Annotated in this window: 28 protein-coding genes; 16 read left to right on the top strand and 12 right to left on the bottom strand. The window is 72.4% G+C overall.

Going from position 1 to position 23427, the window contains the following annotated elements:
- The first annotated feature begins 18 nt into the window (after positions 1 to 18).
- On the top strand, positions 19 to 822 hold the full coding sequence (locus HNR68_RS18025; RefSeq protein ID WP_179725190.1) for an MBL fold metallo-hydrolase: 804 nt from the start codon (positions 19 to 21) through the stop codon (positions 820 to 822).
- Here HNR68_RS18025 and HNR68_RS18020 read toward each other — a convergent pair whose 3' ends face one another.
- Together HNR68_RS18020 and HNR68_RS18015 are read right to left on the bottom strand one after the other, a co-directional pair.
- Positions 823 to 1233: an archease gene (locus tag HNR68_RS18020; protein WP_179722674.1), complete on the bottom strand. Its 411-nt coding sequence runs from the start codon at positions 1231 to 1233 to the stop codon at positions 823 to 825.
- On the bottom strand, positions 1230 to 2636 hold the full coding sequence (locus HNR68_RS18015) for an RtcB family protein (protein WP_179722672.1): 1407 nt from the start codon (positions 2634 to 2636) through the stop codon (positions 1230 to 1232). The genes HNR68_RS18020 and HNR68_RS18015 overlap by 4 nt, the downstream gene beginning before the upstream one ends.
- Before the next feature lie 298 nt (positions 2637 to 2934).
- Between HNR68_RS18015 and HNR68_RS18010 the strand changes: the two genes are divergently transcribed.
- Genes HNR68_RS18010 through HNR68_RS17965 form a run of 10 tightly spaced genes read left to right on the top strand, consistent with a single transcriptional unit; the run spans position 2935 to position 8430 of the window.
- The gene (locus HNR68_RS18010; protein ID WP_246330481.1) at positions 2935 to 3597 is read left to right on the top strand and encodes a hypothetical protein; all 663 of its coding nucleotides are present in this window, start codon (positions 2935 to 2937) and stop codon (positions 3595 to 3597) included.
- Between the two features lie 20 nt (positions 3598 to 3617).
- Positions 3618 to 4757: an SRPBCC family protein gene (locus tag HNR68_RS18005; protein ID WP_246330480.1), complete on the top strand. Its 1140-nt coding sequence runs from the start codon at positions 3618 to 3620 to the stop codon at positions 4755 to 4757.
- Between the two features lie 4 nt (positions 4758 to 4761).
- Positions 4762 to 5178: a gas vesicle protein GvpJ gene (gene gvpJ, locus HNR68_RS18000; protein WP_179722670.1), complete on the top strand. Its 417-nt coding sequence runs from the start codon at positions 4762 to 4764 to the stop codon at positions 5176 to 5178.
- Positions 5175 to 5966, top strand: coding sequence for a GvpL/GvpF family gas vesicle protein (locus HNR68_RS17995; RefSeq protein WP_246330479.1), 792 nt, complete (start codon positions 5175 to 5177; stop codon positions 5964 to 5966). The genes gvpJ and HNR68_RS17995 overlap by 4 nt, the downstream gene beginning before the upstream one ends.
- Position 5967: 1 nt before the next feature.
- Positions 5968 to 6219, top strand: a complete 252-nt coding sequence (locus tag HNR68_RS17990) for a gas vesicle protein GvpG (RefSeq protein WP_179722668.1) — start codon at positions 5968 to 5970, stop codon at positions 6217 to 6219.
- Positions 6220 to 6225: 6 nt separating this feature from the next.
- Positions 6226 to 6672, top strand: coding sequence for a gas vesicle protein GvpO (locus tag HNR68_RS27250; protein ID WP_179722666.1), 447 nt, complete (start codon positions 6226 to 6228; stop codon positions 6670 to 6672).
- Positions 6669 to 7118 carry a gas vesicle protein gene (locus HNR68_RS17980; RefSeq protein ID WP_179722664.1) on the top strand — a complete coding sequence of 150 codons (450 nt, stop codon included), beginning with the start codon at positions 6669 to 6671 and terminating at the stop codon, positions 7116 to 7118. The genes HNR68_RS27250 and HNR68_RS17980 overlap by 4 nt, the downstream gene beginning before the upstream one ends.
- Complete coding sequence (locus tag HNR68_RS17975) at positions 7111 to 7887, top strand: GvpL/GvpF family gas vesicle protein (RefSeq protein ID WP_179722662.1); 777 nt, start codon at positions 7111 to 7113, stop codon at positions 7885 to 7887. The genes HNR68_RS17980 and HNR68_RS17975 overlap by 8 nt, the downstream gene beginning before the upstream one ends.
- Positions 7884 to 8138 carry a gas vesicle protein gene (locus HNR68_RS17970; RefSeq protein ID WP_246330478.1) on the top strand — a complete coding sequence of 85 codons (255 nt, stop codon included), beginning with the start codon at positions 7884 to 7886 and terminating at the stop codon, positions 8136 to 8138. Before HNR68_RS17975 ends, HNR68_RS17970 begins: the two co-directional genes overlap by 4 nt.
- Entirely contained in the window at positions 8107 to 8430 is a 324-nt protein-coding gene (locus tag HNR68_RS17965; protein WP_179722660.1) for a gas vesicle protein K, read from the top strand. Before HNR68_RS17970 ends, HNR68_RS17965 begins: the two co-directional genes overlap by 32 nt.
- Here the strand turns inward: HNR68_RS17965 and HNR68_RS17960 are convergent.
- The 7 genes from HNR68_RS17960 to qcrB form a co-directional block, all read right to left on the bottom strand.
- The gene (locus HNR68_RS17960; RefSeq protein ID WP_179722658.1) at positions 8427 to 8708 is read right to left on the bottom strand and encodes a DUF6343 family protein; all 282 of its coding nucleotides are present in this window, start codon (positions 8706 to 8708) and stop codon (positions 8427 to 8429) included. The genes HNR68_RS17965 and HNR68_RS17960 overlap by 4 nt on opposite strands.
- Before the next feature lie 46 nt (positions 8709 to 8754).
- Positions 8755 to 9291 carry a winged helix-turn-helix domain-containing protein gene (locus HNR68_RS17955; protein ID WP_179722656.1) on the bottom strand — a complete coding sequence of 179 codons (537 nt, stop codon included), beginning with the start codon at positions 9289 to 9291 and terminating at the stop codon, positions 8755 to 8757.
- Positions 9292 to 9491: 200 nt separating this feature from the next.
- Positions 9492 to 9977 (bottom strand): DnaJ family domain-containing protein, encoded by a 486-nt coding sequence (locus tag HNR68_RS17950; RefSeq protein ID WP_179722654.1) that lies wholly within the window; start codon positions 9975 to 9977, stop codon positions 9492 to 9494.
- Positions 9978 to 10022: 45 nt separating this feature from the next.
- Positions 10023 to 10535, bottom strand: a complete 513-nt coding sequence (locus HNR68_RS17945) for a mycothiol transferase (protein ID WP_179722652.1) — start codon at positions 10533 to 10535, stop codon at positions 10023 to 10025.
- 76 nt (positions 10536 to 10611) lie between these two features.
- Entirely contained in the window at positions 10612 to 11634 is a 1023-nt protein-coding gene (locus tag HNR68_RS17940; protein WP_179722650.1) for a GTP-binding protein, read from the bottom strand.
- A gap of 37 nt (positions 11635 to 11671) precedes the next feature.
- Positions 11672 to 12586 carry a ribonuclease Z gene (locus HNR68_RS17935; RefSeq protein ID WP_179722648.1) on the bottom strand — a complete coding sequence of 305 codons (915 nt, stop codon included), beginning with the start codon at positions 12584 to 12586 and terminating at the stop codon, positions 11672 to 11674.
- A gap of 23 nt (positions 12587 to 12609) precedes the next feature.
- Positions 12610 to 14271 (bottom strand): cytochrome bc1 complex cytochrome b subunit, encoded by a 1662-nt coding sequence (gene qcrB / locus HNR68_RS17930; RefSeq protein WP_179722646.1) that lies wholly within the window; start codon positions 14269 to 14271, stop codon positions 12610 to 12612.
- Between the two features lie 267 nt (positions 14272 to 14538).
- Between qcrB and HNR68_RS17925 the strand changes: the two genes are divergently transcribed.
- The gene (locus HNR68_RS17925) at positions 14539 to 15738 is read left to right on the top strand and encodes an FAD-dependent monooxygenase (protein ID WP_179722644.1); all 1200 of its coding nucleotides are present in this window, start codon (positions 14539 to 14541) and stop codon (positions 15736 to 15738) included.
- Here HNR68_RS17925 and HNR68_RS17920 read toward each other — a convergent pair whose 3' ends face one another.
- The 3 genes from HNR68_RS17920 to HNR68_RS17910 form a co-directional block, all read right to left on the bottom strand.
- A complete protein-coding gene (locus HNR68_RS17920; RefSeq protein ID WP_179722642.1) occupies positions 15739 to 17625 on the bottom strand; it encodes an ABC transporter transmembrane domain-containing protein in 1887 nt (628 codons plus the stop codon).
- A gap of 85 nt (positions 17626 to 17710) precedes the next feature.
- Positions 17711 to 17866 carry a hypothetical protein gene (locus HNR68_RS17915; RefSeq protein WP_179722640.1) on the bottom strand — a complete coding sequence of 52 codons (156 nt, stop codon included), beginning with the start codon at positions 17864 to 17866 and terminating at the stop codon, positions 17711 to 17713.
- A gap of 555 nt (positions 17867 to 18421) precedes the next feature.
- Positions 18422 to 18607, bottom strand: coding sequence for a hypothetical protein (locus HNR68_RS17910; RefSeq protein WP_179722638.1), 186 nt, complete (start codon positions 18605 to 18607; stop codon positions 18422 to 18424).
- 263 nt (positions 18608 to 18870) lie between these two features.
- Here HNR68_RS17910 and HNR68_RS17905 point away from each other — a divergent pair, with 263 nt between their 5' ends.
- The 4 genes from HNR68_RS17905 (at position 18871) to HNR68_RS17890 (ending at position 23424) form a co-directional block, all read left to right on the top strand.
- Positions 18871 to 19821, top strand: coding sequence for a DUF1177 domain-containing protein (locus HNR68_RS17905; RefSeq protein ID WP_179722636.1), 951 nt, complete (start codon positions 18871 to 18873; stop codon positions 19819 to 19821).
- Positions 19822 to 19910: 89 nt separating this feature from the next.
- Positions 19911 to 20690 (top strand): enoyl-CoA hydratase-related protein, encoded by a 780-nt coding sequence (locus HNR68_RS17900; protein ID WP_179722634.1) that lies wholly within the window; start codon positions 19911 to 19913, stop codon positions 20688 to 20690.
- Positions 20691 to 20753: 63 nt separating this feature from the next.
- Positions 20754 to 21833: a VIT1/CCC1 transporter family protein gene (locus HNR68_RS17895; RefSeq protein ID WP_179722632.1), complete on the top strand. Its 1080-nt coding sequence runs from the start codon at positions 20754 to 20756 to the stop codon at positions 21831 to 21833.
- Between the two features lie 205 nt (positions 21834 to 22038).
- Positions 22039 to 23424, top strand: coding sequence for an amidase (locus HNR68_RS17890; protein ID WP_179722630.1), 1386 nt, complete (start codon positions 22039 to 22041; stop codon positions 23422 to 23424).
- Positions 23425 to 23427: the final 3 nt, after the last annotated feature.

The following is a 23427-nucleotide window of genomic DNA, read 5'->3' as shown; positions in this document are numbered from 1 at the left end:
ACGGAGAGGACGCCCGCCATGCCCACCACTCCGCTGCCGATCTGCGCCACCTGCGGCACGCAGTACGCCCACCCGCGACCGGACTGCCCGGTCTGCGAGGACGAGCGCCAGTACGTGCCGGCCGACGGGCAGCAGTGGACCGACCTGGAGGAGCTGCGCTCCGGTGAGCGCACGGCGCTCATCCGGGAGCAGGGCGAGGTGCTGGGCATCGGCTGCGAGCCGCGGTTCGCGATCGGGCAGCGGGCCCTGCTGCTGCGCACCGAGGCCGGCAACTTCCTGTGGGACTGCGTGGCCTACCTCGACGACGAGATCGTCCGGACCATCGGCGAGCTCGGCGGGCTGGACGGCATCGCGATCAGCCACCCGCACTACTACACCACGATGGTGGAGTGGGCCCACGCCTTCGACGCCCCGGTGCACCTGCACGCCGGCGACGCGCAGTGGATCGGCCGCCCGGACCCGGCGATCCAGCTGTGGGAGGGCACCTCGACGCAGCTCGCGCCCGGCCTGACGCTGATCAACCTGGGGGTGCACTTCACCGGCGGCACGGTGCTGCACTGGGACCGCGGGGACGGTGCGCTGTTCAGCGGCGACATCGTGCAGGTCATCCCGGACCGCACGCACGTGGCGTTCATGTACAGCTACCCGAACCTCGTCCCGGAGCGGCCCAGCGTGGTCGAGCGGGCCGCCCGCACGCTCGCGCAGTACCGCTTCGAGGCGCTCTACGGCGCGTGGTGGGACGCGGTGATCCTCAGCGGGGCGGACCGCGTCGTGCAGCGCTCCGCCGAGCGCTACCTCCGCTTCGTCCGGGACGAACCGTGATCAGACGTCCACTGTGATCTCGCACCGCCACCCGCGCTGGTCGTGGGTGAAGGAGAACCCGTGCAGCGAGATCGCCTTCGGCGCGGCCCCGGTGAACCGCACCCGGTCGGCGTCCACTTCGGACAGGCGGAGGACGGTCCCCGAGGACGTGGTCCGGACGCCGACGTCCCGCGGCACGGTGCCCTCGACGTCGAGCCGGTAGACGATCTCGTCCAGCACGGCCAGCAGCACCTGCTCGTCGTCGCCGCCGAGCACCACCTCGCTGGTGCGCGCCGGGGCGTCCTCGGCGACGTCGGCGAACGCGGCGACCAGCGCCCGCGCGGCCTGCTCCAGGCACTCCTCGCGGGTGCCGCCCCACGCCTGGAACCGGATGTCGGCGGTGTGCGGCAGGTGCTCGAACCCGCCGCTCACCCCTTCACCACGCCCAGCGGCACGAGCCGGGCGACCTTGCGGCACAGCCCGGCGCCCTCGGCCACGGACACCACGGCGTCGACGTCCTTGTAGGCGGTCGGGGCCTCCTCGGCCAGGCCGCGCGCCGAGTTCCCGCGCACCACGACGCCGTGGCGCTCCAGGTCCCGCCGCAGCTGCCGCGCGTCGGTGGTGCGCGCGGCCTGGTGGCGGCTGCGCGTGCGCCCGGCGCCGTGGCAGGTCGAGTGGAACGCGTCCCCCTCGGGCACCCCGGCCAGCACGTAGGACGCGGTGCCCATCGACCCCGGGATGAGCACGGGCTGCCCGACCTCCCGCAGGTCCGGCGGCAGCTCGGGGTGCCCGGGCGGGAGCGCGCGGGTGGCGCCCTTGCGGTGCACGCACAGCGTGCGGCGGTCACCGTCGACGTCGTGCTGCTCGATCCTGGCGAGGTTGTGCGAGGTGTCGTACACCAGGTCCAGACCGCGCCCGGTCACCTCGCGCAGGACCTCGCCGGCCGCGACGCCGAGCACGTGGCGGTTCGCACGGGCGTAGTTCGCCGCCGCGGCCATCGCCGCCAGGTAGGCGCGTCCGTCCGGGGAGTCCGCGGGCGCGCACGCCAGCTGGCGGTCCGGCACCGTGATCCCGCGGTCGGCCATGGTCTCGTCCATCCGCCGCACGTGGTCGGTGCAGATCTGGTGCCCGAGCCCGCGTGATCCACAGTGGATCATCACGCACACCTGGTCGAGGTGCAGACCGAACGCGGTGGCGGTGCGCTCGTCGTAGACCGCGTCGACGGCCTGCACCTCCAGGAAGTGGTTGCCCGACCCGAGACTGCCGACCTGGCCGAGCCCGCGGTCCCGGGCACGGGTGCTGACCCGGTCGGGATCGGCGTCGGGGACCGCGCCGCCGTCCTCACAGCGGTCGAGGTCGCGCTGCCCGCCCCAGCCCCGCTCGACCGCGTAGCGGGCGCCCTCGGTGAGCAACCGCAGCAGGCCGTCGCCCGGCAGCTGCCACACCGCGCCCCGGCCCGCGCCACGCGGGGTCTCCCGGCTGAGCCCGTCCATGATCCGCTCGGCCACGCGGTGGAAGTCCGAACGCTCGAGGTCGGCGGCGAGCAGCCGCACCCCGCACGAGATGTCGAACCCGACCCCGCCCGGGGACACCACGCCACCGGCCCGCACGTCGGTGGCGGCGACCCCGCCGATCGGGAAGCCGTAGCCCCAGTGCACGTCGGGCATCGCGTAGGAGGCGCGGACGATGCCCGGCAGCGTCGCGACGTTGGCGACCTGTTCCAGCGCGCCGTCGTCCGTCGCCAGCGCCCGCGACGTGAACACCACACCGGGCACCCGCATCGGACCGCGCGGGTCGATCCGGAACCGGTACGGCGTCTCCTCGACGAGCTGCACGCTCCGGCAGTACCCGGCACCGCCCGGACCGACACGCTCCGCCCGAGGTCCGGGACCGACCGCGCGGCCGGTCGCACGACGTCCCGGACCCCGCGTGCTGGGGCGGTCCCGAACTCCGAACTTCCCCACGTGATCACGGTTTCCGGAGATCTTTGCCCGAAGTGGACCGGCACGCTGTCAACGGGTGTTGAGGCGCGGGCGAGCGGGTAGCCTCGCACTATGACAATCGCCGCAGCGACGTGACGGTGGTCGAGTCGCGGGCGAGCGACCCGCCGGAGCAACCGGCAGGGGGTTGACCATGGGATCTGGACCTCACATCGCCTTGGCCGTGGCGATCGGCTACGTCCTCGGGCGCAGTCGGAAGATGAAGCTCGCCATCGCGGCCGCGGGGATGATGGCGGGCAAGCGCCTGACGCCGAACCCGAGGGAGCTGCTCACCAAGGGGGGCGAGCTGCTCGCGTCGTCTCCCGAGGTGAAGAAGTTGACGGGAGAGGCGCGGGAACGCCTGCTGGACGCGGCGAAGTCCGCCGCGATCGCCGCTGCCACCAACAAGATCGAGTCGCTCGGTGAGAGCTTGACCGAACGTGCTGCGGGTCTGCGGACTCCCCACGTCGAGGACGTGGGGGAGCGCGCGTCCGGTCTGGGCGAGCGCGCCTCCGGTCTCGCGGGACGGTCGACCGAGGAAGAACCTGAGGAGGCGCCCGAGGAGGAGCGCGGCGAAGCCGAGGAGGAGCGTGCTGAGCAACGGCGGCCGGAGCGGTCGTCGAGCGCGCGCCGGACGGGGGCGAAGGAGCGGCGCGGCAGCTCGGAGCGGGAGTCCGTGCCGCAGCCGAGGGACGCGGACCAGGAGCCGGCCGAGACCCCCCGGCGTGCGGCCGGTCGGCGCAAGAGCTCGTCGTCGACGGCGAACCCGCGCCGGACGAGGCCCGGTCCCCGGTCCTCGTCCACCAGGAAGTCGTGAGCGTGGCTGGGGTGATGACCATGACGGAACGATCCGAAGCCGGCCGGTCCACCGGTTCCGGTGGGTTGATGAGCGAACTCCCGCTGGAACCTCTCAAGGCGGGCCTGCAGGACCTGCTGGCCGCGGTCGGGGAACGGGCGGTGGGCCTCCTCAGCGAGAAGGCCGAGGAGATCACCGAACGGCTCACGGAGTCGGCGGGCAACGGAGGCGCGGGCCTGGCGGCCGCGTTGACCGGGGGCAAGGAACTGGCCAAGGGGGGTTCTCCGATGGGATCGATGCTCAAGGCCGGCCTGGCAGGGGCGAAGGAGAAGACCAAGGAGGCCCTGGGCATGGGCGGTGGAGGCGGCGGCGGTAGCAAGGGCGGCAAGAAGGGCAAGGCCAAGGTCGTCAACATCATCGAGGAGAACGACTTCGGTCTGCCGCGCCGCGTCGTGTACGACCAGTGGACCCGGTTCGAGGACTTCCCGAGCATGACCAAGAAGGTCCTCAGCGTGGACCAGGAGTCCGACGAGAAGCTCAACTGGCAGGCGCAGATCTTCCTGTCCAAGCGCAGCTGGGAGGCCACCATCGTCGAGCAGGTCCCGGACGAGCGGATCGTCTGGACCTCCAAGGGCGCCAAGGGCACGGTGGACGGGACGGTCACGTTCCACGAGATCACGCCCGACATGACCAGGGTCCTGCTGGTCCTCGAGTACTACCCGCAGGGGTTCTTCGAGAAGACCGCGTACATGTGGCGCGCGCAGGGGCGCCGGGTCCGCGCGGACTTCAAGTACATCAAGCGGCACATGATGACGCGGACCATCTTGGAGCAGGACCAGATCGAGGGCTGGCGCGGGGAGATCCGGGACCGGGAGGTCGTCCGGACCCACGAAGAAGCCGTGCAAGAGGAAGAGGAGCAGCGCGGCCGCGCCGAGGAGGAAGGCTACGCGGACGAGCGCGGCCAGGCCGAGGGCGACGAGGAGCACGGCGAGTACGACGAGGAACCCCGCGAGGACGAGGGCTACGAGGAAGACGAGTACGGGGACGAGGACGAGTACGGGGACGAGGACGAGTACGGCGAGGAGGACCACGAGGACAGCGACGCGGACGAGGAACCCGACGTCGAGGGAAGTCGCGGGCGGCGCCGCCGTGAACCCGTGACGGCGAGCCGGAGAAGGTGATCGCATGACCGTCGCGGGCATGCAGCAAGGTGGCGGTGGGGCTGTCCAGAAGGGAGGCGGCAGCCTCGCGGACGTGGTGGAGCTGATCCTCGACAAGGGCCTGGTGATCGACGTGTTCGTGCGCGTCTCCCTGGTCGGCATCGAGATCCTCACGATCGACGCGCGCGTCGTCGTGGCCAGTGTGGACACCTACCTGAGGTTCGCCGAGGCGACCAACCGGCTGGACCTGGAAGCCAAGGGCGGCAAGGACCTCACGGAGCTGGTGGAGGGCACCACGCAGAGCGGTGCGGAGGGCAAGACCAAGGGGATGATCGACGCCGCCAAGGACAAGTTCGACGAGTTCCGCGACGAGGCGGAGGAGCGGCGGGAGAAGCAGACGGCCCGCAGACGGGAGTCCTCGCGCAGTCGGGAGCGTGAATGATGTCCACGAACGCAGTACGAGGTGACCAGGTCGCGGACGAGGGTCAGGTGGACCGCGGGTTCTACGTCTACGGGATCCTGGGCCACCAGGAGGAGCTCCCGGACGGCCTGCCCGCGGTCGGTGACGACGACGTGAAGGTCGAGCTCGCCACCCACGGGAACGTCTCGGCCGTGATCAGCGAACTGCCGCTCGCCCGCCCGCTCGGCAAGCGCCAGGACCTGATGGCGCACCAACAGGTGCTCGACACCCTCGCAGCGGACGCGACCGTGATCCCCATCCGCTTCGGGTCCGTGCTCAAGACCAAGGAAGCCGTCGTGGACGAGCTCCTGGCCCCGCACCACGACCGCTTCGAGGAGATGCTCGCCGAGCTGGCTGGCCTGGTGCAGTTCACGATCCGGGGCAAGTACGCCGAGAGCGCGCACATCCGCGAGATCGTGGCCGAGGACCCGGAGATCCAGCAGCTGCGCGAGACCGTTCGCGGCCTGCCCGAGGAGGCGGGCTACGCGGAGCGGATGCGGCTGGGAGAACTGGTCAACAACGCGGTGGTGCAGAAGCGCGAAGCCGACGCGGAGGAGATGGTCCGGGCGCTGGAAGCGGTGGCCGTCGCCTCCAACCGGCACGACGTCGCGGGCGAGGACGACGCCGTGCACGTGGCCTTCCTCGTCGGCCGCGAGGTGACGGGCGACTTCGAGCAGGCCGTGGAAGACCTCGGACAGCGGTGGGCCGGGCGGATCAACCTGCGACTGCTCGGTCCGCTCGCTCCCTACGACTTCATGCCGGAGAGCTGACATGGGGCTCATCACCGGTCTGCTCACGCTCCCGCTGGCCCCGGTCCGCGGTGCGGCGTGGGTGGTCGAACAGGTCAAGCAGCACGCGGAGAAGCAGTACTACGACCCGGCCATCATCCAGAGCCAGATGGCCGACGTCGACGACGCCTACGAGGCCGGGGAGCTGACCGAGCAGGAGCGGGACGACCTGCACGACCACCTGCTCGCCCGGCTCTTCGAAGCGCAGCGGCGGCGTGACGCAGGGGAAGCGTGATCGGCGATGGCCACGCCGCGCAGCGATGGTGCCCGGGGCCGCGAGCCACCGGCGGAGCGGCGCGGCAGGAGGCCACCGCGATCGGAGGAGCAGCCCGCGGAACGGGCCGGCGGCCGCGGTGCGGACGCACCGCAGCGCACCCAGGCGGAAGCGAGCGGTGCGGAGCGGGAGCGAGCTCCCGCGGAGAGGAGGCGATCGCTGAAGGCGGCCGAAGCGGCGCACTTGGCGGTCCGCCACGTGTACGAGCTGACGGGCAGGCAGATCGAGGGAGTGACGTCCATCGAGCGCGGGGACGAGGGATGGCTGGTGGGGGTCGAGGTCGTGGAGAGCCGCCGGGTCCCGGACACCGCGGACATCCTCGCGGTGTACCAGGCGGAACTGGACCACGACGGTGACCTGCTCTCCTACCGCCGGGTTGACCGCTATGCCAGAGGGCGAGGCGACGGACGATGACCGGCCACGACCGCGACGACTCCCGAGGCGGTGCCGGGCGGGCGCCCGCCTGGTACGGCCAGCAGCGCTCGGCGCCCCCCGCGCGGCAGCAGGAGGGCGCCAACCTCGCCGACATCCTCGAGCGCGTGCTGGACAAGGGCATCGTCATCGTCGGCGACATCCAGGTGAACCTGCTCGACATCGAGCTGCTCACCATCAAGCTCCGCCTCGTGGTCGCCTCGGTGGAGCGCGCCCGCGAGATGGGGATCGACTGGTGGGAGCACGACCCGACCCTGTCCTCCGGCAGCCGGAACCTGGCCGAGGAGAACCGGCAGCTGCGATCCCGGGTGCGTGAGCTGGAAGGCGAGACCTCGGACGCCGAGTCCCTCCCCGGCGCGGACGAGCGCACCGCGGAGCCGCGCCGGCTGTCGCCTCGACCCATCCCCGAGGAGGAGGACCGTGACTGAGACGCTGTCCTACGTCTACGCCATCCTGCGGCACGACGCCGCCCCGCCGTCCGAGGTGAAGGGCATCGCGGGCGCGGAGGTGCGCAAGGTCGCCGCCGGGGAGCTGGCCGCCCTGGTCAGCACGGTCAGCGCCGAGGAGTTCGGCGAGCAGGGGCTCCGCGAGCACCTCGAGGACCTGCGGTGGCTGGAGCGGACGGTGTGGGAGCACAACAGCGTCGTCGACGCGGCCGCCGCCGTCGCGACGGTCGCGCCGCTGGCGCTGGCCACGGTCTACTACGACGACGACCGCGTCCGGGCGGCCCTCCAGGAGCGGGCGGAGGAGTTCCTCGGCGTCCTCGACCTGATCACCGGCCGCACGGAGTGGGGCGTCAAGGCCTACGCCGAGCTCAGCGCTCCGGAGGGGGCCGAGGACTCCGGCGAGGACGCGCAGGCGGAGAGCCCGGGGCGGGCCTACCTCGGCAAGCTCCGCAAGCGCAAGGAGGGCCGTGCCCGTGCGGAGGGCGAGGCCGTGGAGCGTGCGGGTGAGGTGCACGAAGCGCTGGCCGCGATCGCCGACGCGGTGCGGGTGCACCCGCCGCAGAACAAGGACCTGGCGGGCTACCAGGGCATGATGGTGTTGAACGGCGCGTACCTGGTGGACGACGCGCGGACGGAGGAGTTCCGGGCCGCGGTCGACGAGGCCGTGCGCGACAGCTCCCTGCGGGTGGAGCTCACCGGGCCGTGGGCCCCGTACTCCTTCGCGGTGGTCGACGTCGAGGAGCGGCGATGAGCGGCGTGGTCACGGAGGCCGGCCCGCGGTCGGTCCGGGACGCCCGGGAGATCGCGCTCGTCGACCTGCTCGACCGGTTGCTCGCCGGCGGGGTGGTGCTCACCGGCGACATCACCATCTCCCTGGCGGGCGTCGACCTGGTGCGCGTGTCGCTGCGGGCCATCATCACCTCGATCAACCAGGCCACGATGCACATCGACGACGGGGAGCCGGCCGGAGATGACTGGACCACCGGACGACCACCGCGCTGACCGGTCGCGGGGACTGCCGCACCGCATCGAGACGGACGCCGAGTCGGTGCAGCGCGACCTGGTGCGGCTCGTGCTGACCATCGTCGAGCTGTTGCGGCAGCTCATGGAACGCCAGGCGCTGCGCCGGGTCGACCAGGGCACGCTCGACGACGACCAGGTCGAGGACCTGGGGCTGGCGCTGATGAAGCTGGAGGAGGCCATGGGCGAGCTCCGTGACCGGTTCGGCTTCACCACCGACGACCTCAACCTGGACCTCGGACCGCTCGGCCCGCTGCTGCCCCGGGACGACTAGCCGGGTTCGCCGCGGAGCTTGCGGTGCGCGACCCACGCGAGGTCCACGGCGGCGACCACCGCCAGCACCACGAGCACCCAGCCCAGCCAGGCCAGCTCTCCCGGCCCGGCCACGAACAGCAGCACCGCCGCGACGGCGCAGAACACCAGCCCGAACCCGGCCAGCCACAACCGCAGGGTCAGCGCGCTGCGCGCGTAGGGCGCACCGCCGACCCCGGCCATCGGGTCGTGGTAGCCGGGCAGTCCCCGCTGGTACTCCTCGCGACTCCGCTTGCGCATGCCCTTCGGCTACCCACCGGGCCCGCGGGCATGCCCCGCGCGGTCACTACTCCCGGACGATGTGCACCTCGTCGGCCCGGTCCACCCGGTAGCCGACCCCGCGCACCGTGGTGATCAGGTCCAGGTCGGGCCCGAGCTTGCGGCGGATCCGGCGGACGTGCACGTCCACGGTCCGGGTGCTCGGCGGGCTGGTGCAGCGCCACACCGCGGTGAGCAGCGAGGTGCGCCGGTGCACCCGGCCGGGGTTCTCGCACAGGTGCAGCAGCAGGTCGAACTCCAGGCGGGTCAGGTCCACGGGGGTGCCGTCAGCGCGCAGGACGCGCCGGGCGGCGACCTGGATCCGCAGCTTCGGTTCCACCGGCTCGGCCGGGGAGGGCAGCGACCGCAGCCGCGGCACCTCCAGGGCGGTCCGTTCGTCCACTGTGGACGATCTGGTGACGTGCGGGGTGAAGACCCGCTCCAGCGCGGCCAAGTCCTGGCGGGTGACGATGAACCGAGCGGTCACCTCGACCACGGCGCCGTCCTGCAGGGGCCGGGTCTCGAAGGAGTTCGCCGCCAGCGGCCGGGCAGCTTCCGGTGTCATGGGCACAGGTCTCCGTCTCACATCGCGATGCGGATCGGGGGAGGGGTGCGCGGAATCGCTCAGCCGCGCGAACAGGCCGCCGACGCGACCCACAGCAGGTCGATGTGCGCGCGCTGCACGAGCAGCGGTCCCAGTGCCATGATCGGATCAAAGCATCACCGCGGGGCGGCGTCAAAGCCGCTCACACAGTGAGACGGGGGTCACCGCCGCCAGCGGCGCCACCAGCGGCGCCGGCGCGGCGGTTCGGGGTCCGCCGGCTCGGGAGCGGGCCGCGCTGCCCGCTGCCGGCGCGCGGACCGCCAGCCGGCCACCAGCTCGTCGACGTCGACCGGCCGGACCGCCACCTGAGGTCCGCACGGGTTGCGCAGGTGCTCGACGATGCGGCGGTTCAGCTCAGCGGCGGTCTCCCGCACGTCCCGCTCGGTGGGCAGGTCGCGCACGGTCTCGGGCAGCCGCTCGACCTCCTTGCGCAACCGCAGCGACGTCGGCAGCAGCGCCTCGGCGGACAGGCCCTCCTCGCGCAGGCGCTGCTTGAGCCACCACTGCTCCTCGACGGGCTGGCCCGCGCCGGGCAACGGCTTGCCCGCGCCGGGCAGGTCGTCGAAGTCGCCGCGCTCCTGCGCCATGCGGATCTGCCGATCCACCCACGACTCGAAGGTGGTACCGGGTGGTTTCCGCTCGGACATGCCCCGATCGTCCCGCACACCGGCCCCGCGGTGCCACCTCCCGAGCTAGTCGGCGCGTTCGACGATGCCGCGCACGAAGGCCGCCTGCCCGGCGTGCTGGAGGTCGTCGCCGATCACGCTGACCAGTCGGACACCGAGCGTCACCGGGGGTTGCCACGACTCGTCGACGACCTGGTCGAGGTCCTCGTCGCTCAGCCTCCGCACGAACTCGAGGGTCTGGGCGTGCACCGCGTCGTGGTAGCCGGTGAGCAGGTCGGCGGACTCCACGCGCACCGCCGCGACGTCCTCGGAGTCGTGGCCGTAGCCGATGTCCCCGGCGGGGAACGGCAACCCGAAGCGGTCGGCCCAGCCCTGCGCGGTCCACACCTGCTCGAGGCCCGCGACGTCGGAGACGTGGTCGTCCTGCACCCGGGTCAGGTGCCAGACCAGCCACGCGATCGAGTTCGCCTCCGGGTCGAGGCGGACCGCCAGCTGCTCGGCGTCCAGCCCGCCGACGGCGTCGTGCACCACCTCCTGGATCCGGCCGAACGCGTCGGCGAGCACATCAGCGCTGGTCATTCGGGCACACCCCTCTCCACGCGGGCGAGAACCGGTCCGCGCCACCGTACGACGGTGACCGGCACCCGGCAGGTGTTCAGGAGCGGGTGTGCTTGAGCACGTCGAGCATGCTGTGCTCGTCGGCGGCGTCCGGGACGCCCAGGCACGCGCCGAGCCCGGCGCGGACGCGGTCGGCGTCCAGGCCGGAGCCGATCACCACCAGCTGGGTGCGGCGCGGCTCGCCGCGGGCCCAGCGCGAGCGGTGGAAGCGCACGAAAGCGCCCACGGTGTGCAGGGTGAACTTCTGCTCGTGACCGGGCACCGCGAAGTGGAGCTGCCCCTTCATCCGGTACACCCCGGCCGGGCGGTCGTCCAGGAACCGCATCAGCGCCCGCGGGTCGACCGGCTCGTCCGCGGTGAACGCCACGCTCTGGTACGCGGCGTGCAGGTGCTCGTGGCAGCGGTCCTCGGCGAGCAGGTCGTCGAAGGACAGCTGCCGGACGGTCTCCCGCCGCTGCCGCACGGCCTCGCGGTCGAACAGCAGTGCCGGGTCGACCCGGCCGTGCGCGGTCGGCAGCACCGGCCTGCCGCCGGCGAGCTCGCGCACCAGCCCCAGCAGCCGGTCGCGCTCGTCCTCGGCGACCCGGTCGGTCTTGTTCAGCAGCACCAGGTCCGCGAAGCGCAGGTGCTGGTCGATCTCGGGGTGGCGCTGCCGGGTGGCCTCGAACTCGGCGGCGTCGACCACCTCCACCAGCCCGCCGTAGCTGAGCCGGGGGTTGGTGCTGTTCAGCAGCAGCCGCACCATGACGCGCGGGTCGGCCAGCCCGCTGGCCTCGATGACGATCACGTCGATGTCGCTGCTCGGGCGGGCCAGCTGCGCCAGCAGGTCGTCCAGGCCGCTGGCGTCGACGGCGCAGCACAGGCAGCCGTTGCCCAGCGAGACCGTCGAGTCGACCTGACCGGCCACGCTCAGCGCGTCGACGTTGATCGTGCCGAAGTCGTTGACCACCACGCCGATCCGCGCCCCCTGCGGGTCGCGCAGCAGGTGGTTGAGCAGGCTCGTCTTCCCGGAGCCGAGGAAACCGGCGACGATGATCACCGGGACGGTCCGCCGCACCACACCTCCTCCGACGATCGCTGGCCGCCTGGGAGCGTAGTCACCGCCGCGGCGGCACCGGCACCCGCACCAGGTCGTCGGCGACCACCAGCTGCCCGTCGAACACCGCCGCCGCCTCGTCGTGGAACAGCCGCGGGTCGGGGTAGCGCTGGGAGAAGTGGGTGAGCACCAGGCAGCGCACCCCGCACTCGGCGGCGACCCGCGCGGCCTGCGCCGCGGTGAGGTGGCCGTAGGCGTCGGCGAGCCGCGCGTCCCGGTCCAGGAACGTCGACTCGATCACCAGCAGGTCGGCCCCGTCGGCGAGCTCGAACACCCCGTCGCACAGCCGCGTGTCCATCACGAAGGCGAAGCGCTGCCCGGGCCGGTGCACGCTGACCTCCTCCACGGTCACGGTGCGGTCGCCGACCCGCAGCGAACCGGCCCGCTGGAGGCGGCCGACGTCCGGGCCGCGCACGCCCACGCGAGCCAGCCGCTCGGGCAGCATCCGACGCCCGTCCGGTTCCACGAGCCGGTAGCCGAACGTCTCGATCCGGTGGTCCAGCGGCACCGCCTCCAGGGTGCCGAACGCCCCGGTGCACACCGGGCCAGCGCGCTCGACCGGCTGCTCCCGCACCTCCGCGACCTCCTCGAAGGCCGAGGCGTGGTGCAGCCGGCGGAAGAAGTCGGTGCCCGCGGCGGGGAAGTGCACCGGCACCGGCCGCGGCACGCGGTCCAGCGACAGCCGCTGCAGCACGCCCGGCAGCCCGAGGCAGTGGTCGCCGTGGAAGTGGGTGATGCAGACGTGGTCGACGTCGTGCGCGCTGACGCCCGCGTGGGTCATCTGCCGCTGCGTCCCCTCGCCGGGGTCGAACAGGAACCCGACCCCGTCCCACCGCAGCAGGTAGCCGTTGTGGTTGCGGGTGCGGGTGGGCACTTGGCTCGCGGTGCCGAGCACCACCAGTTCCCGGTTGGCCACCCCCCGAGCCTATCCGACCCCGATCACCGCTCGGGTTCCTGCGCGCGGGCGCGCACCTCGGGCTCGCGGGACCGCTCCTCCCGCTCCTGCTCCACCTGTTCCCGCCGCGCCTGCTCCAGCGCCTCGGTCTCCTCCCTCGGGTCCGGGACCAGCAGGCTGCCCGGCACCGAGTGCCCGGCGGCGCCGAGCTGGTTCATCTTCTTGGGCACCGGCGTGCCCTGGTAGGGCAGCGGTTCCGGGTGACCGTGCTCGTCCACCGGCCCGAGCGGTTGGTGCACCTCGACGAACTCGCCGTGCGGCAGCCGCTTGACGATGCCGGTCTCCACCCCGTGCTCCAGCACCTCGCGGTCCGACCGCTGCAACCACAGGCAGATCCGGTAGGTCACGTAGTAGGCGATGGGCGGGGCGAGCAGCACCCCGAGCCGGCCGGCCCAGGTGGTCATGTTCAGCGACAAGTCGAACTGGTACGCGATGATGTCGTTGGCCCCGGAGGCCAGCACCACCAGGAAGAACGCCAGCGCCATCGCGCCCAGCGAGGTGCGCACCGGCGCGTCCCGCGGCCGCTGCAGCAGGTTGTGGTGGGCGTCGTCCCCGCTGAGCTTGCGCTCCAGCAGCGGGTAGAGCGCGGCGACGGTGAACACCAGGGCGAGGCCCACGACGAGCGGGAAGAACACCGCGGGGACGGTGTACGGGCCGAGGTAGAGCTCCCACGGCGGCCACAACCGGCCCATCCCGTCGGTCCAGATCATGTACCAGTCGGGTTGCGACGCCGCCGAGACCTGGCCGGCGTTGTACGGCCCCAGGTTCCACACCGGGTTGATCTGGAAGATGCCGGCCATGATGCCCAGCACGCCGGTGACGACGAAGAACAACCCGCTGCTCTTCACCGCGAACGACGGCATGATCCGCACACCCTCCACGTTGGACTCGGTGCGGCCGCGACCGGGGTACTGGGTGTGCTTCTGGTACCAGACGATGGCCAGGTGCACCGCGATGAGCCCCAGGATGATGCCGGGCAACAGGAAGATGTGGATCATGTAGAAGCGCGGGATGATCTCGTCGCCCGGGAACTCCGCGCCGAACAGCAGCCACTGCAACCAGGTGCCGATCACCGGGATCGACAGCAGGATCCCGGAGGCGATCCGCACGCCCGTGCCGGACAGCAGGTCGTCGGGCAGCGAGTACCCGACGAAGCCCTCGAACATGCCGGTGATGAACAGCAGGATCCCGATCGACCAGTTCACCTCGCGCGGACGCCGGAACGCGCCGGTGAAGAAGATCCGCAGCATGTGCACCACGATGGCGGCCATGAAGATCAGCGCGGCCCAGTGGTGCAACTGCCGGGTGAACAGCCCGCCACGGACGTCGAACGAGATGTCCAGGGTGCTCTCGAACGCCCGGGACATGGAGATCCCCTGCATGTTGGTGAACTTGCCGTCGTAGACCACCTCGGTCATCGACGGGTCGAAGAACCAGGCGAGGTAGGTCCCGGTCACCAGCAGCAGGATGAAGCTGTACAGCGCGATCTCGCCGAGCAGGAACGACCAGTTCGACGGGAAGACCTTGCTGATCTGCCGCCGCATCCCGGAGGCCAGCCGGAACCGCAGGTCCACCTCCTCGGCCTGGCGGCGCAGCGAGGCGGCGACCTTGCTCTCGGACTTCGTGGGCTGAGTCAGCCTGCTCATGTCGACTCCCGGCTGCCGCGCCCCGACGACACGGGGAACGCTCCCTGCCGAACCCCCGCGCGTGGCTGGGCGGAACGACGATGCGCGAGTCCGAGAGTACTGCCTCGGCCGGGTGACAGCAGCGCTCGCGCGGGCTCGGCAGCGGCACCGGGTGCGACCTTGCGGGGTGCCGGGTACAACGGGGTTCGTATCGACTCTGACGCGGACATTGGCGGTCCGCCTGGACCGCCTGCGCAGCTGCCCGCCTGTCGTCCAGGAGGTGCTGCTGTGAAGATCGTGTGCATCGGGGCCGGGCCTGGGGGGTTGTACTTCGCCATCTCGGCGAAGCTGCGCGACGCCGGCCACGACATCACCGTGATCGAGCGGGACCCTCCCGGAGCCACCTACGGCTGGGGCGTCGTCTACTGGGAGGACCTGCTGGACACGCTCTACCGCAACGACCGGGAGAGCGCACGCCGCATCCGCGCCGAGTCCACGCTCTGGCAGGAGCAGGTCGTCTCGCTGCGCGGCACCGACAAGGCCTACCTCGGTGGCTACGGCTACAGCGTCAACCGTGCGCCGCTGCTGCAGGTCCTGGCCGACCGGGCCACCGAGCTGGGCGTGCGGATCCAGTACGAGACCGTGGTCGAGGACCTCGCCGAGTTCGCCGACGCCGACCTGGTGGTGGTCGCCGACGGGGCCAACAGCCGCACCCGGCAGCGCTACCAGGACCAGTTCGGCACTCGCGTGGACCACGGCAAGAACCCCTACATCTGGCTGGGCACGGAGCGGGTGTTCAAGGAGTTCACCTTCGACTTCGAGCCCACGCCGGCCGGCTGGGTCTGGTTCCACGCCTACCCCTCCGCGGAGGGCGTCAGCACGTTCATCGTGGAGTGCACCGAACCGACGTGGCGGGAACTGGGCCTGGACCGCCTCGGCCACGCCGAGACCCTGCGGCTGCTGGAGGAGGTCTTCGCCAGGCCGCTGCGCGGCCGTCCGCTGATCAGCAGGTCGCGCGGGAAACCGGCGACCTGGCAGCGGTTCACCCAGGTGTTCAACCAGACCTGGCGCCACGACAACGCCGTGCTGCTCGGGGACGCCGCGCACACCACGCACTTCACGCTGGGGTCCGGCACCCGCCTGGCCATGATGGACGCCATCGTGCTCGCGCAGGAGCTCTACGACCACCCGGAGACGGCGCTCGCGGTCAAGGAGTTCGACGAAGCGGGTCACGCGGCGCTGCGGGAGGCGCAGATCGCCGCGCGCAGCAGCATGGCCTGGTTCGAGCGGGCCGACCGCTACACCGACCGCGGTGCCGTGGAGTTCTGCTACGCGATGGCTGGCCGCCACGGCGTCCAGCGGCCCTGGCAGTACCAGATGTTCCTGGCCCAGCAGAACCTGCTGGTGCGCAGAGCGCTGCGGTGGGCCGGGACCGGGCAGCGGTGGTACCGGGCCCGCCGCCGCGGCGAGCCCTGGCGCTCCCGCTGATCAGTTCGGCAGCTGCCCGTCGATGGGCCGGGTCGGGGGAACCGACCCGGCCTGCTGCTGTTCGGGCACCACCGGGCCGCGCTCCGGGTGGTGCAGCCGGTAGAGGTGGGCGTAGCCGTTGCCGTTGGCGAGCAGGTCCTCGTGCGTGCCCACCTCGGTGATCCGGCCCTGCTCCAGGTAGACGATCTGCTGGGCGTCGCGGACCGTGAGCAGGTTGTGCGAGATCACGATGGTGGTGCGCCCGGCCATCAACCGGCGCAGCGGCGCGAGGATGCGGCGCGTGGCGTCGGCGTCCAGGCTCGTGGTCGGTTCGTCGAGCAGCAGGATCGGCGCGTCGCGGATCATCGCGCGGGCGATGGCGATGCGCTGCCGCTGGCCGCCGGAGAGCAACCGGCCGCGCTGCCCGACCCGGGTGTCGTAGCCCTCGGGCAGGGCCTGGATGAACTCGTGGGCGTCGGCGGCCTCGGCGGCCTCGACGAGCTGCCGGTCGTCGGCGTCCGGGCGACCGGCCCGGATGTTGTCCGCGATGGTGCCGTCCAGCAGCAGCGTCTCCTGGAGCACGATCGCGACGTTGGCGCGCAGCTCGGTGATGTCCAGCTGCCGCAGGTCGACGCCGTCCAGCAGGATGCGGCCCCGCGTCGGGTCGTAGAAGCGCAGCAGCAGCTTGGTCAGCGTCGACTTGCCCGCACCGCTGGCGCCGACGATCGCCGTGGTCTGGCCGGGCGGGGCGCAGAAGCTCACGCTGTGCAGGACGTCGTGGCTGGTGCCGGGGTAGCGGAAGTCGACGCGGTCGACGTCGATCCGGCCGGTGACCCGCCGCAGCGGCACCGGGTTCGGCGGGCTCTGCACCATCGGCTTCTGGTCGAGCAGTTCGATGATGCGTTCGGCGCTGGCCGCCGCGGAGAACACCGTGTTGGACAGCTGCCCCAGGCTCTGCACCGGGGTGTAGAGCTGGGAGAGGTAGACCAGGAACGCCAGCAGCCCGCCGAGGCTGATCCGCCCGGCGGACAGCTCCAGGATCCCGACCCCGACGATCGCCAGCACGCCGAAGACCTGCAGCAGGTCGGTGAGCGGGCCGAACAGCGCCCCGATGCGGGCCGAGGCCAGCTCGGCGACGATGTTGCCGCGGCTCTGCCGGGCGAAGCGCTCGACCTCGGCCGCCTCCCGGCCGTAGGCCTGGATCAGCGGCGCGTTGCCGAGGCTCTCCTCGGCGACGGTGCTGATCGAGCCGCTGCGCCCGCGCTCCTCGCGGGAGGCCGCCTTGAGCCGGCGGGCGAAGAACCGGGCGACCGTCCAGAACAGCGGCACGGCGACCAGCGACACCAGGGCCAGCTGCCAGTCCAGGTAGAACAGCACGCCGGCGAACATCAGGATCTTGACCAGCGAGGAGAAGGTCTGGGTGACGCCGGAGAGCACCAGGGCCTCGATGGCGCCCACGTCACCGGTGAGCCGGGACAGCGTGTCGCCGATCCGCCTGCGGTCGAAGAAGCCGACCGAGAGGGTGTGCAGGTGGCGGAAGACCCGCACGCGCATCTGGTGCAGGAAGTTCTCCCCGATCCACACCGCGAGGTACTGCCCGCAGAAGTCGATCACCCCGGACGCCAGCGTCAGCAGCGCGTAGGCGGCCGCCACCATCGGGAACACCGCGAAGTTGCGCGGGGTGAGCACCTCGTCGATGAGCACCTTGAACAGCCAGATCGCCGCGGTGTCCAGCACCGGCGACACCAGCACCAGCACCAGGCTGAGCAGCAGCCAGCCGCGGAACGGCCGGGCGTCCGGCCAGAACCGCTTGATGACCGCCCGCACCCGCATCACCGGTGCGTGCTCGACCAGGCCCTCGGTGTCCCGCTCCGCAGGCCGGAACAGCCAGTTGACCAACCCCGGCACCCGCCTCACCCCCGCACAGAGGCGTAGCTCCCGCTCCGGGGAGCGGGAGCTACGCGAATCGGATGGGATGGAACGTCAAGGCCGCTCAGCAGCCCCAGCCGCCCCAGCGACCCCAGCCCCAGCCGTGGCCCCAGCGGCCCCAGCCCCAGTGGCCGCCCCAGCCCCAGCCAGAGCCCCAGCCCCAGCCGCAGCCCCAGCGGTTGCGGTTGAAGCCGCTCTTGAAGGTGTCCTTGATCTGCATTCCGATCACTCTCTCCCGGTCGATGCACGTCGCACACCGGGCCGTCGCGCTGCCCGGCGTGCACTTGCACGCAACGCGAGGTTCGAACACGACAAGAACCGCGATCCGTTCCGGACGATTTCGATCTGGGCCCGTGGATCGAACTGCCGCCCGATGGGAGCTTTCAGGTTCGCGGCCCGTTCCGGAATTGCCCCTCGCGTCGGGTCACTTCGCGGGGCGAACCGGACTTCCCCAGTTCCCGGCGTCGCAGTCGGCGCCGGTTCATTCGCTTTCCTCGACGTGACCGTCACCCACACTAAAGCGTTGTGTGGTGCAGGACAAGCTGACTCGGGCACTGCGTCGTCTGGTTTTTTTCGCCCGGCGGCACTGGGCTGACGCGTTGTGCACGAATCCAGGTACTTGGTCCCTGGTCTTGTGTTCTCCGCGTTTCTCGCGGCCGAAAGCGGGTAACTGTCCCTGCCGATCTCCGGAATGGGGAGAACGGTGGGAACGGCGCCGCGCGCGTTGTTGGTGATTGTCGCGCACGGCCGCCGGTGGAGGAATTCCTCGAAGCGCTCAGCTGCGGTGGAACAGGTGCTGGAAGAACGTCGTCAGCGATTCGATCACCGTGCCGATCGCGGTGACGAGCAGGTCCCACGCCGTCTGCACGGCGGTGGCGGCGCCCACCGGATCGCGGACGAGCAGGAAACCGCACACGATGACCACCAGCACCACGACCACGATCACCGGCCTGCGGTTCATCAGACCACCCTCCCGTCGTCGGACACTCCCGCGCCGTGACGCGGAAACCCTACCCGGCGGCGCCTGCGGGACCCCACCAGCGTCGGCCACGGCGCGTCGCGCCCGAGGTGGCGGTGTGATCATCCGCATGGCCCTTGCCCGGCGGGATCCGGTCGAGCACCGTGGTCGACGAGTGGACCGCCCCTCCCCGGCGGCGGCCAGCGAACACGGGCGCACCGCCCGGGCAGCCCCTCCCGTGCGGTGCTCCCGAGGAGGAACGGCGGATGCTCAAGTTCGTCCTGGAGGTGGTGGACCTCCTCGACTCGCCGCGGGTCACCGGCTCCGACGTGGTCGCCCACCTGGACGCCGCCGCGGGCGAGCGCGGCCTGGCCACCAGCACGACCGTCCACGGCGACCGCGGCACCACCGACTTCGTCCAGGTCCGGGTGCCCGGCACCCGTGGCCGGACCGCGGGCGGTGACGCCCCGACGCTCGGCGTGGTGGGCCGGCTGGGCGGCATCGGCGCCCGCCCGGAGGCGACCGGCTTCGTCTCCGACGGCGACGGTGCGGCGGCGGCGATCTCGGCCGCGGCCAAGCTGCTGACCATGCGGGCCCGCGGCGACCGGCTGCCGGGGGACGTCGTGCTCAGCACCCACGTGTGCCCGCACGCCCCCACCCTGCCGCACGAGCCGGTGCCGTTCATGGGCTCGCCGGTGGACATCGCCACCATGAACGCCCACGAGATCACCGCCGACATGGACGCCGTGCTGTCCATCGACACCACCAAGGGCAACCGGCTCATCAGCCACCGGGGCCTGGCGCTGTCGCCGACGGTCAAGCAGGGCTGGGTGCTGCGCGTGTCCGACCGGCTCGGCACCCTGCTGGAGGAGGTCACCGGCGAACCCCTGGTGACCTACCCGGTGACTATGCAGGACATCACGCCCTACGGCAACGGCGTGCACCACCTCAACTCGATCATGCAGCCCGCGACCGCCACGGACGCGCCCGTGGTCGGCCTGGCGATCGTCGCGGCGACCGTGGTGCCCGGCTGCGCCACGGGGGTCAGCCACGAGCCCGACATCGCCGCGGCCGCCCGCTACGCCGTCGAGGTGGCCAAGGAGTTCGGCGCCGGGCGGCTGACCTTCCACGACCAGGCGGAGTTCGAGCACCTCGTCGCGCGCTACGGATCGATGGCCCACCTGCAGACGATGGGCGCCCTGCCCGCCGAGTGGTGAGCGCGGTGTCCCGGGGCCGCGGACGGTGACCCGGCGGCTCCGCTCGTGCGAGGCTCGGTGCACGTGGTCGAACTCCCGGGGAGGGCAGGATGAGCAGTCCGCAGTACGAGCACCTGCTGACCGAGCAGGACGGTGCGACCGTCCGCATCACCATGAACCGCCCGGACCGGCGCAACTCGCTGTCGGTGGCGCACCTGGCGGAGCTCAAGCGCGCGTTCGAGGAGGCCGGCGAGACGAAGGCGACCGGGATCGTGCTGGCCGGGGCCGGGCCGGTGTTCAGCTCCGGCCACGACTTCGGCGACATGGCCGACCGGGACCTGACCGGGATGCGCGAGATGCTGCGGCTGTGCGAGTCGCTGATGCGCACCATCCACGCCGTCCCGCAGGTGGTGGTCGCCCGCGTGCACGCGCTGGCGATGGCCGCCGGGTGCCAGCTGGTCGCCTCCTGCGACCTGGCGGTGGCGGCCGAGTCCGCCGCGTTCGCGCTGCCCGGCGGCAAGGGCGGCTGGTTCTGCCACACCCCGGCGGTGCCGGTGGCGCGGTCGATCGGGCGCAAGCGGCTCATGGAGATGGCGCTCACCGGAGACCCGATCGACGCGGTCACGGCCGAGCGCTGGGGCCTGGTCAACCGCGTGGTGCCCGACGACGAGCTGGACGCCGCGGTGGACGACCTGCTGGCGCGCGCCACGCGGGGGAGCAGGCTGGCGAAGGCGGTGGGCAAGCAGACCCTCTACGCCCAGCTGGACCGGCCCGAGGCCGACGCCTACGCGATCGCCACCGAGGTGATGGCCGCGACCTCGCAGTCCGCGGACGCGCGCGAGCAGATGCGCGCCTTCCTGGAGAAGCGCCGACCGGCCTTCGGCGAGTAGACCCGGCCGACTGGTGCCCGGGGTGATCGGCTGCGAGGCTGTGCCCGTGAGGAGGCTGGGGCCGTGAGCAGGAGGAGCGCGCCGGAGTCCGGTCCGCGGGCGGTGCGCCGGTGGCGGCGTCGCCTCGCCGACGAGCGCGAGGAGGCCGCGGTCTACCGCGAGCTGGCCGCGCGCCGGACCGGCGAGGAGCGCGAGATCCTGCTCGGCCTCGCCGAGGCCGAGGAGCGGCACGCCGCGCACTGGGAGGAGCTGCTCGGGGACGAGGCCGGGCCGCAGCGCCGCGGCCAGTTCCGGATGCGGCTGCTGGTGTTCCTGGCCCGCCGCTTCGGCTCGGTCTTCGTGCTCGCCCTGGCCCAGCGCGCCGAGAGCCGCTCGCCGTACCGCTCGGACCGCGACGCCTCCGCGGCGATGGCCGCGGACGAGCGGATCCACGAGGAGGTGGTGCGCGCGCTCGCCGCGCGCGGCCGGGCGCGCGTGTCCGGCACCTTCCGCGCCGCGGTGTTCGGCGCCAACGACGGCCTGGTGAGCAACCTGGCGCTCGTGCTGGGCGTGATCGGCGGGAACGTGCCGCCGCAGACGGTGCTGCTGACGGGCCTGGCCGGGCTGCTCGCGGGCGCGCTGTCCATGGGCGCCGGGGAGTACATCTCGGTGCGCTCCCAGCGGGAGCTGCTGGCCGCGGCCTCGCCGAACCCGGAGGCGCGCGCCGTGGTGCCCTACCTCGACGTCGACGCCAACGAGCTGGCGCTGGTCTACCGGGCCCGGGGCATGTCGGAGGAGGAGGCGCACCGCCGCGCCGACGCCCTGCTGCGCGACCCGCGGCCCCCGGTGCCGCCGGCGGAGTCGCCCGCCGACGACCACGAGGTCGTCGGCACCGGGATCAAGGCGGCGGTCTCCAGCTTCGTGTTCTTCGCGTCCGGCGCGCTGGTGCCGGTGCTGCCGTTCCTGGTCGGCATGTCCGGCTGGCCGGCGGTGCTGGTGGCGGTGGTGCTGGTGGGGCTCGCCCTGATGCTCACCGGCGCGACCGTCGGGGTGCTCTCCGGCGCCGCGCCGCTGCCCCGCGCGCTGCGCCAGCTGGGCATCGGTGCGGGGGCGTCCGCGGTCACCTACGCGCTCGGTCTGGCCTTCGGGGCGACCGTGAGCTGATCGGTCCGCAGTGGACGGTCCCGGGCGCGTCCACACCGGACGGACCACCCCGTCAGGGGGACTGGCGTGTCACCCACCTGGCGGAGTGTCAACCGACGATCTGCTCGGTGTTGCCGCCCAGTGCGCGCACTGTGCCAACTGTTCCCGCGGCGTCCGGTCGTCGAGACTCGACTGGTTCGCGGTCGCGAGCGAGGGAGGAACCGGTATGGCGGAGTTGGCGGACCTCTCGGCGGTGGACCTGGTGGCGGCCTTCCGGGCGGGGGAGGCCTCGCCGATGGAGGCCCTCGACGCCGTGCTGGACCGGGTCGAGGACTGCGAGCCGAAGCTGTGCGCGACCTACGCGCTGGACCCGGACGGAGCGCGTGCCGCGGCCCGGGCTGCCGAGCAGCGCTGGCGCAGCGGCGCACCGGCCGGTCCGCTGGACGGCGTGCCGGTGACGGTGAAGGAGAACATCGCCACCAAGGGCACCCCGGTGCCACTGGGCACCGCGGCCACCGAGCTCGTCCCGGCGCGGGAGGACGCGCCGGCGGCCGCCCGCCTGCGCGAGAGCGGTGCGGTGATCTTCGCCAAGACGACCATGCCCGACTACGGCATGCTCTCCTCGGGCGTGTCCAGCTTCCACCGCCTGGCCCGGAACCCGTGGGACCTCGACCGCACGCCGGGCGGGTCGAGCGCCGGGGCGGGCGCGGCGGCCGCGGCCGGGTACGGGCCGCTGCACGTGGGCACCGACATCGGTGGGTCCGTCCGGCTGCCCGCCGGGTGGTGCGGGGTGGTCGGCTTCAAGCCGAGCTTCGGCCGGATCCCGGTGGACCCGCCCTACCCGGGGCGAGTGGTCGGGCCGCTGACCCGCACGGTCACCGACACCGCGCTGCTGGCCTCGGTGCTGGCGGCCCCGGACCCCCGCGACCACACCGCGCTGCCGCCGGCCGACCTCGACTGGCAGGCGCTCGACGGCGAGCCGCGCGGCCTGCGCATCGCCCTGCTGCTGGACCACCGGGTGGGCCTGCCCGTCGAGCCCGCGGTCACCGCCGCGGTCGCCGCGGCGGCCCAGGCGCTGCAGTCGGCCGGGGCGTCGGTGGAGCCGATCGACCCGTTCCTGTCCCGCGAGATGCTCGACGGCATGGACCTGTTCTGGCGCTTCCGGTCCTGGACCGACATCTCGGCGCTGCCCGCGGAGCGGCGCGAGCGGGTGCTGCCGGGCATCGCGCAGTGGGCCGGCAGCGCGCGGGACGCCACGGCGGCGCAGGTGTTCCACGGCTTCAGCCAGATGGACGCGATCTCGAAGGCGGCCAACCGGGTGGTCCGCGACTTCGACTACGTGCTGTCCCCGGTCGCGCCGATCCCCGCGTTCCCGGCCGACCAGGCCTACCCGACCGGCGACCCGCTGCGCGGCATGGAGCACATCGCCTTCACGCTACCCTACAACATGTCCGGGCAGCCCGCGGTGTCGGTCAACTGCGGCTGGACCCCGGAGGGCCTGCCGATCGGGTTGCAGATCGCAGGCCGTCGCTTCGACGACGTCGGGGTGCTCCGCCTGGCCCGGTGCTACGAGCGGCTGCGCCCAGCGCAGCGGCCGTGGCCGCAGCCGTAGCGC

It is taken from the genome of Saccharopolyspora hordei (assembly GCF_013410345.1).
GTDB lineage: Bacteria > Actinomycetota > Actinomycetes > Mycobacteriales > Pseudonocardiaceae > Saccharopolyspora > Saccharopolyspora hordei.
The sequence above is the reverse complement of the archived record's forward strand: the minus strand, read 5'-3'. Positions and strand labels throughout refer to the sequence as shown.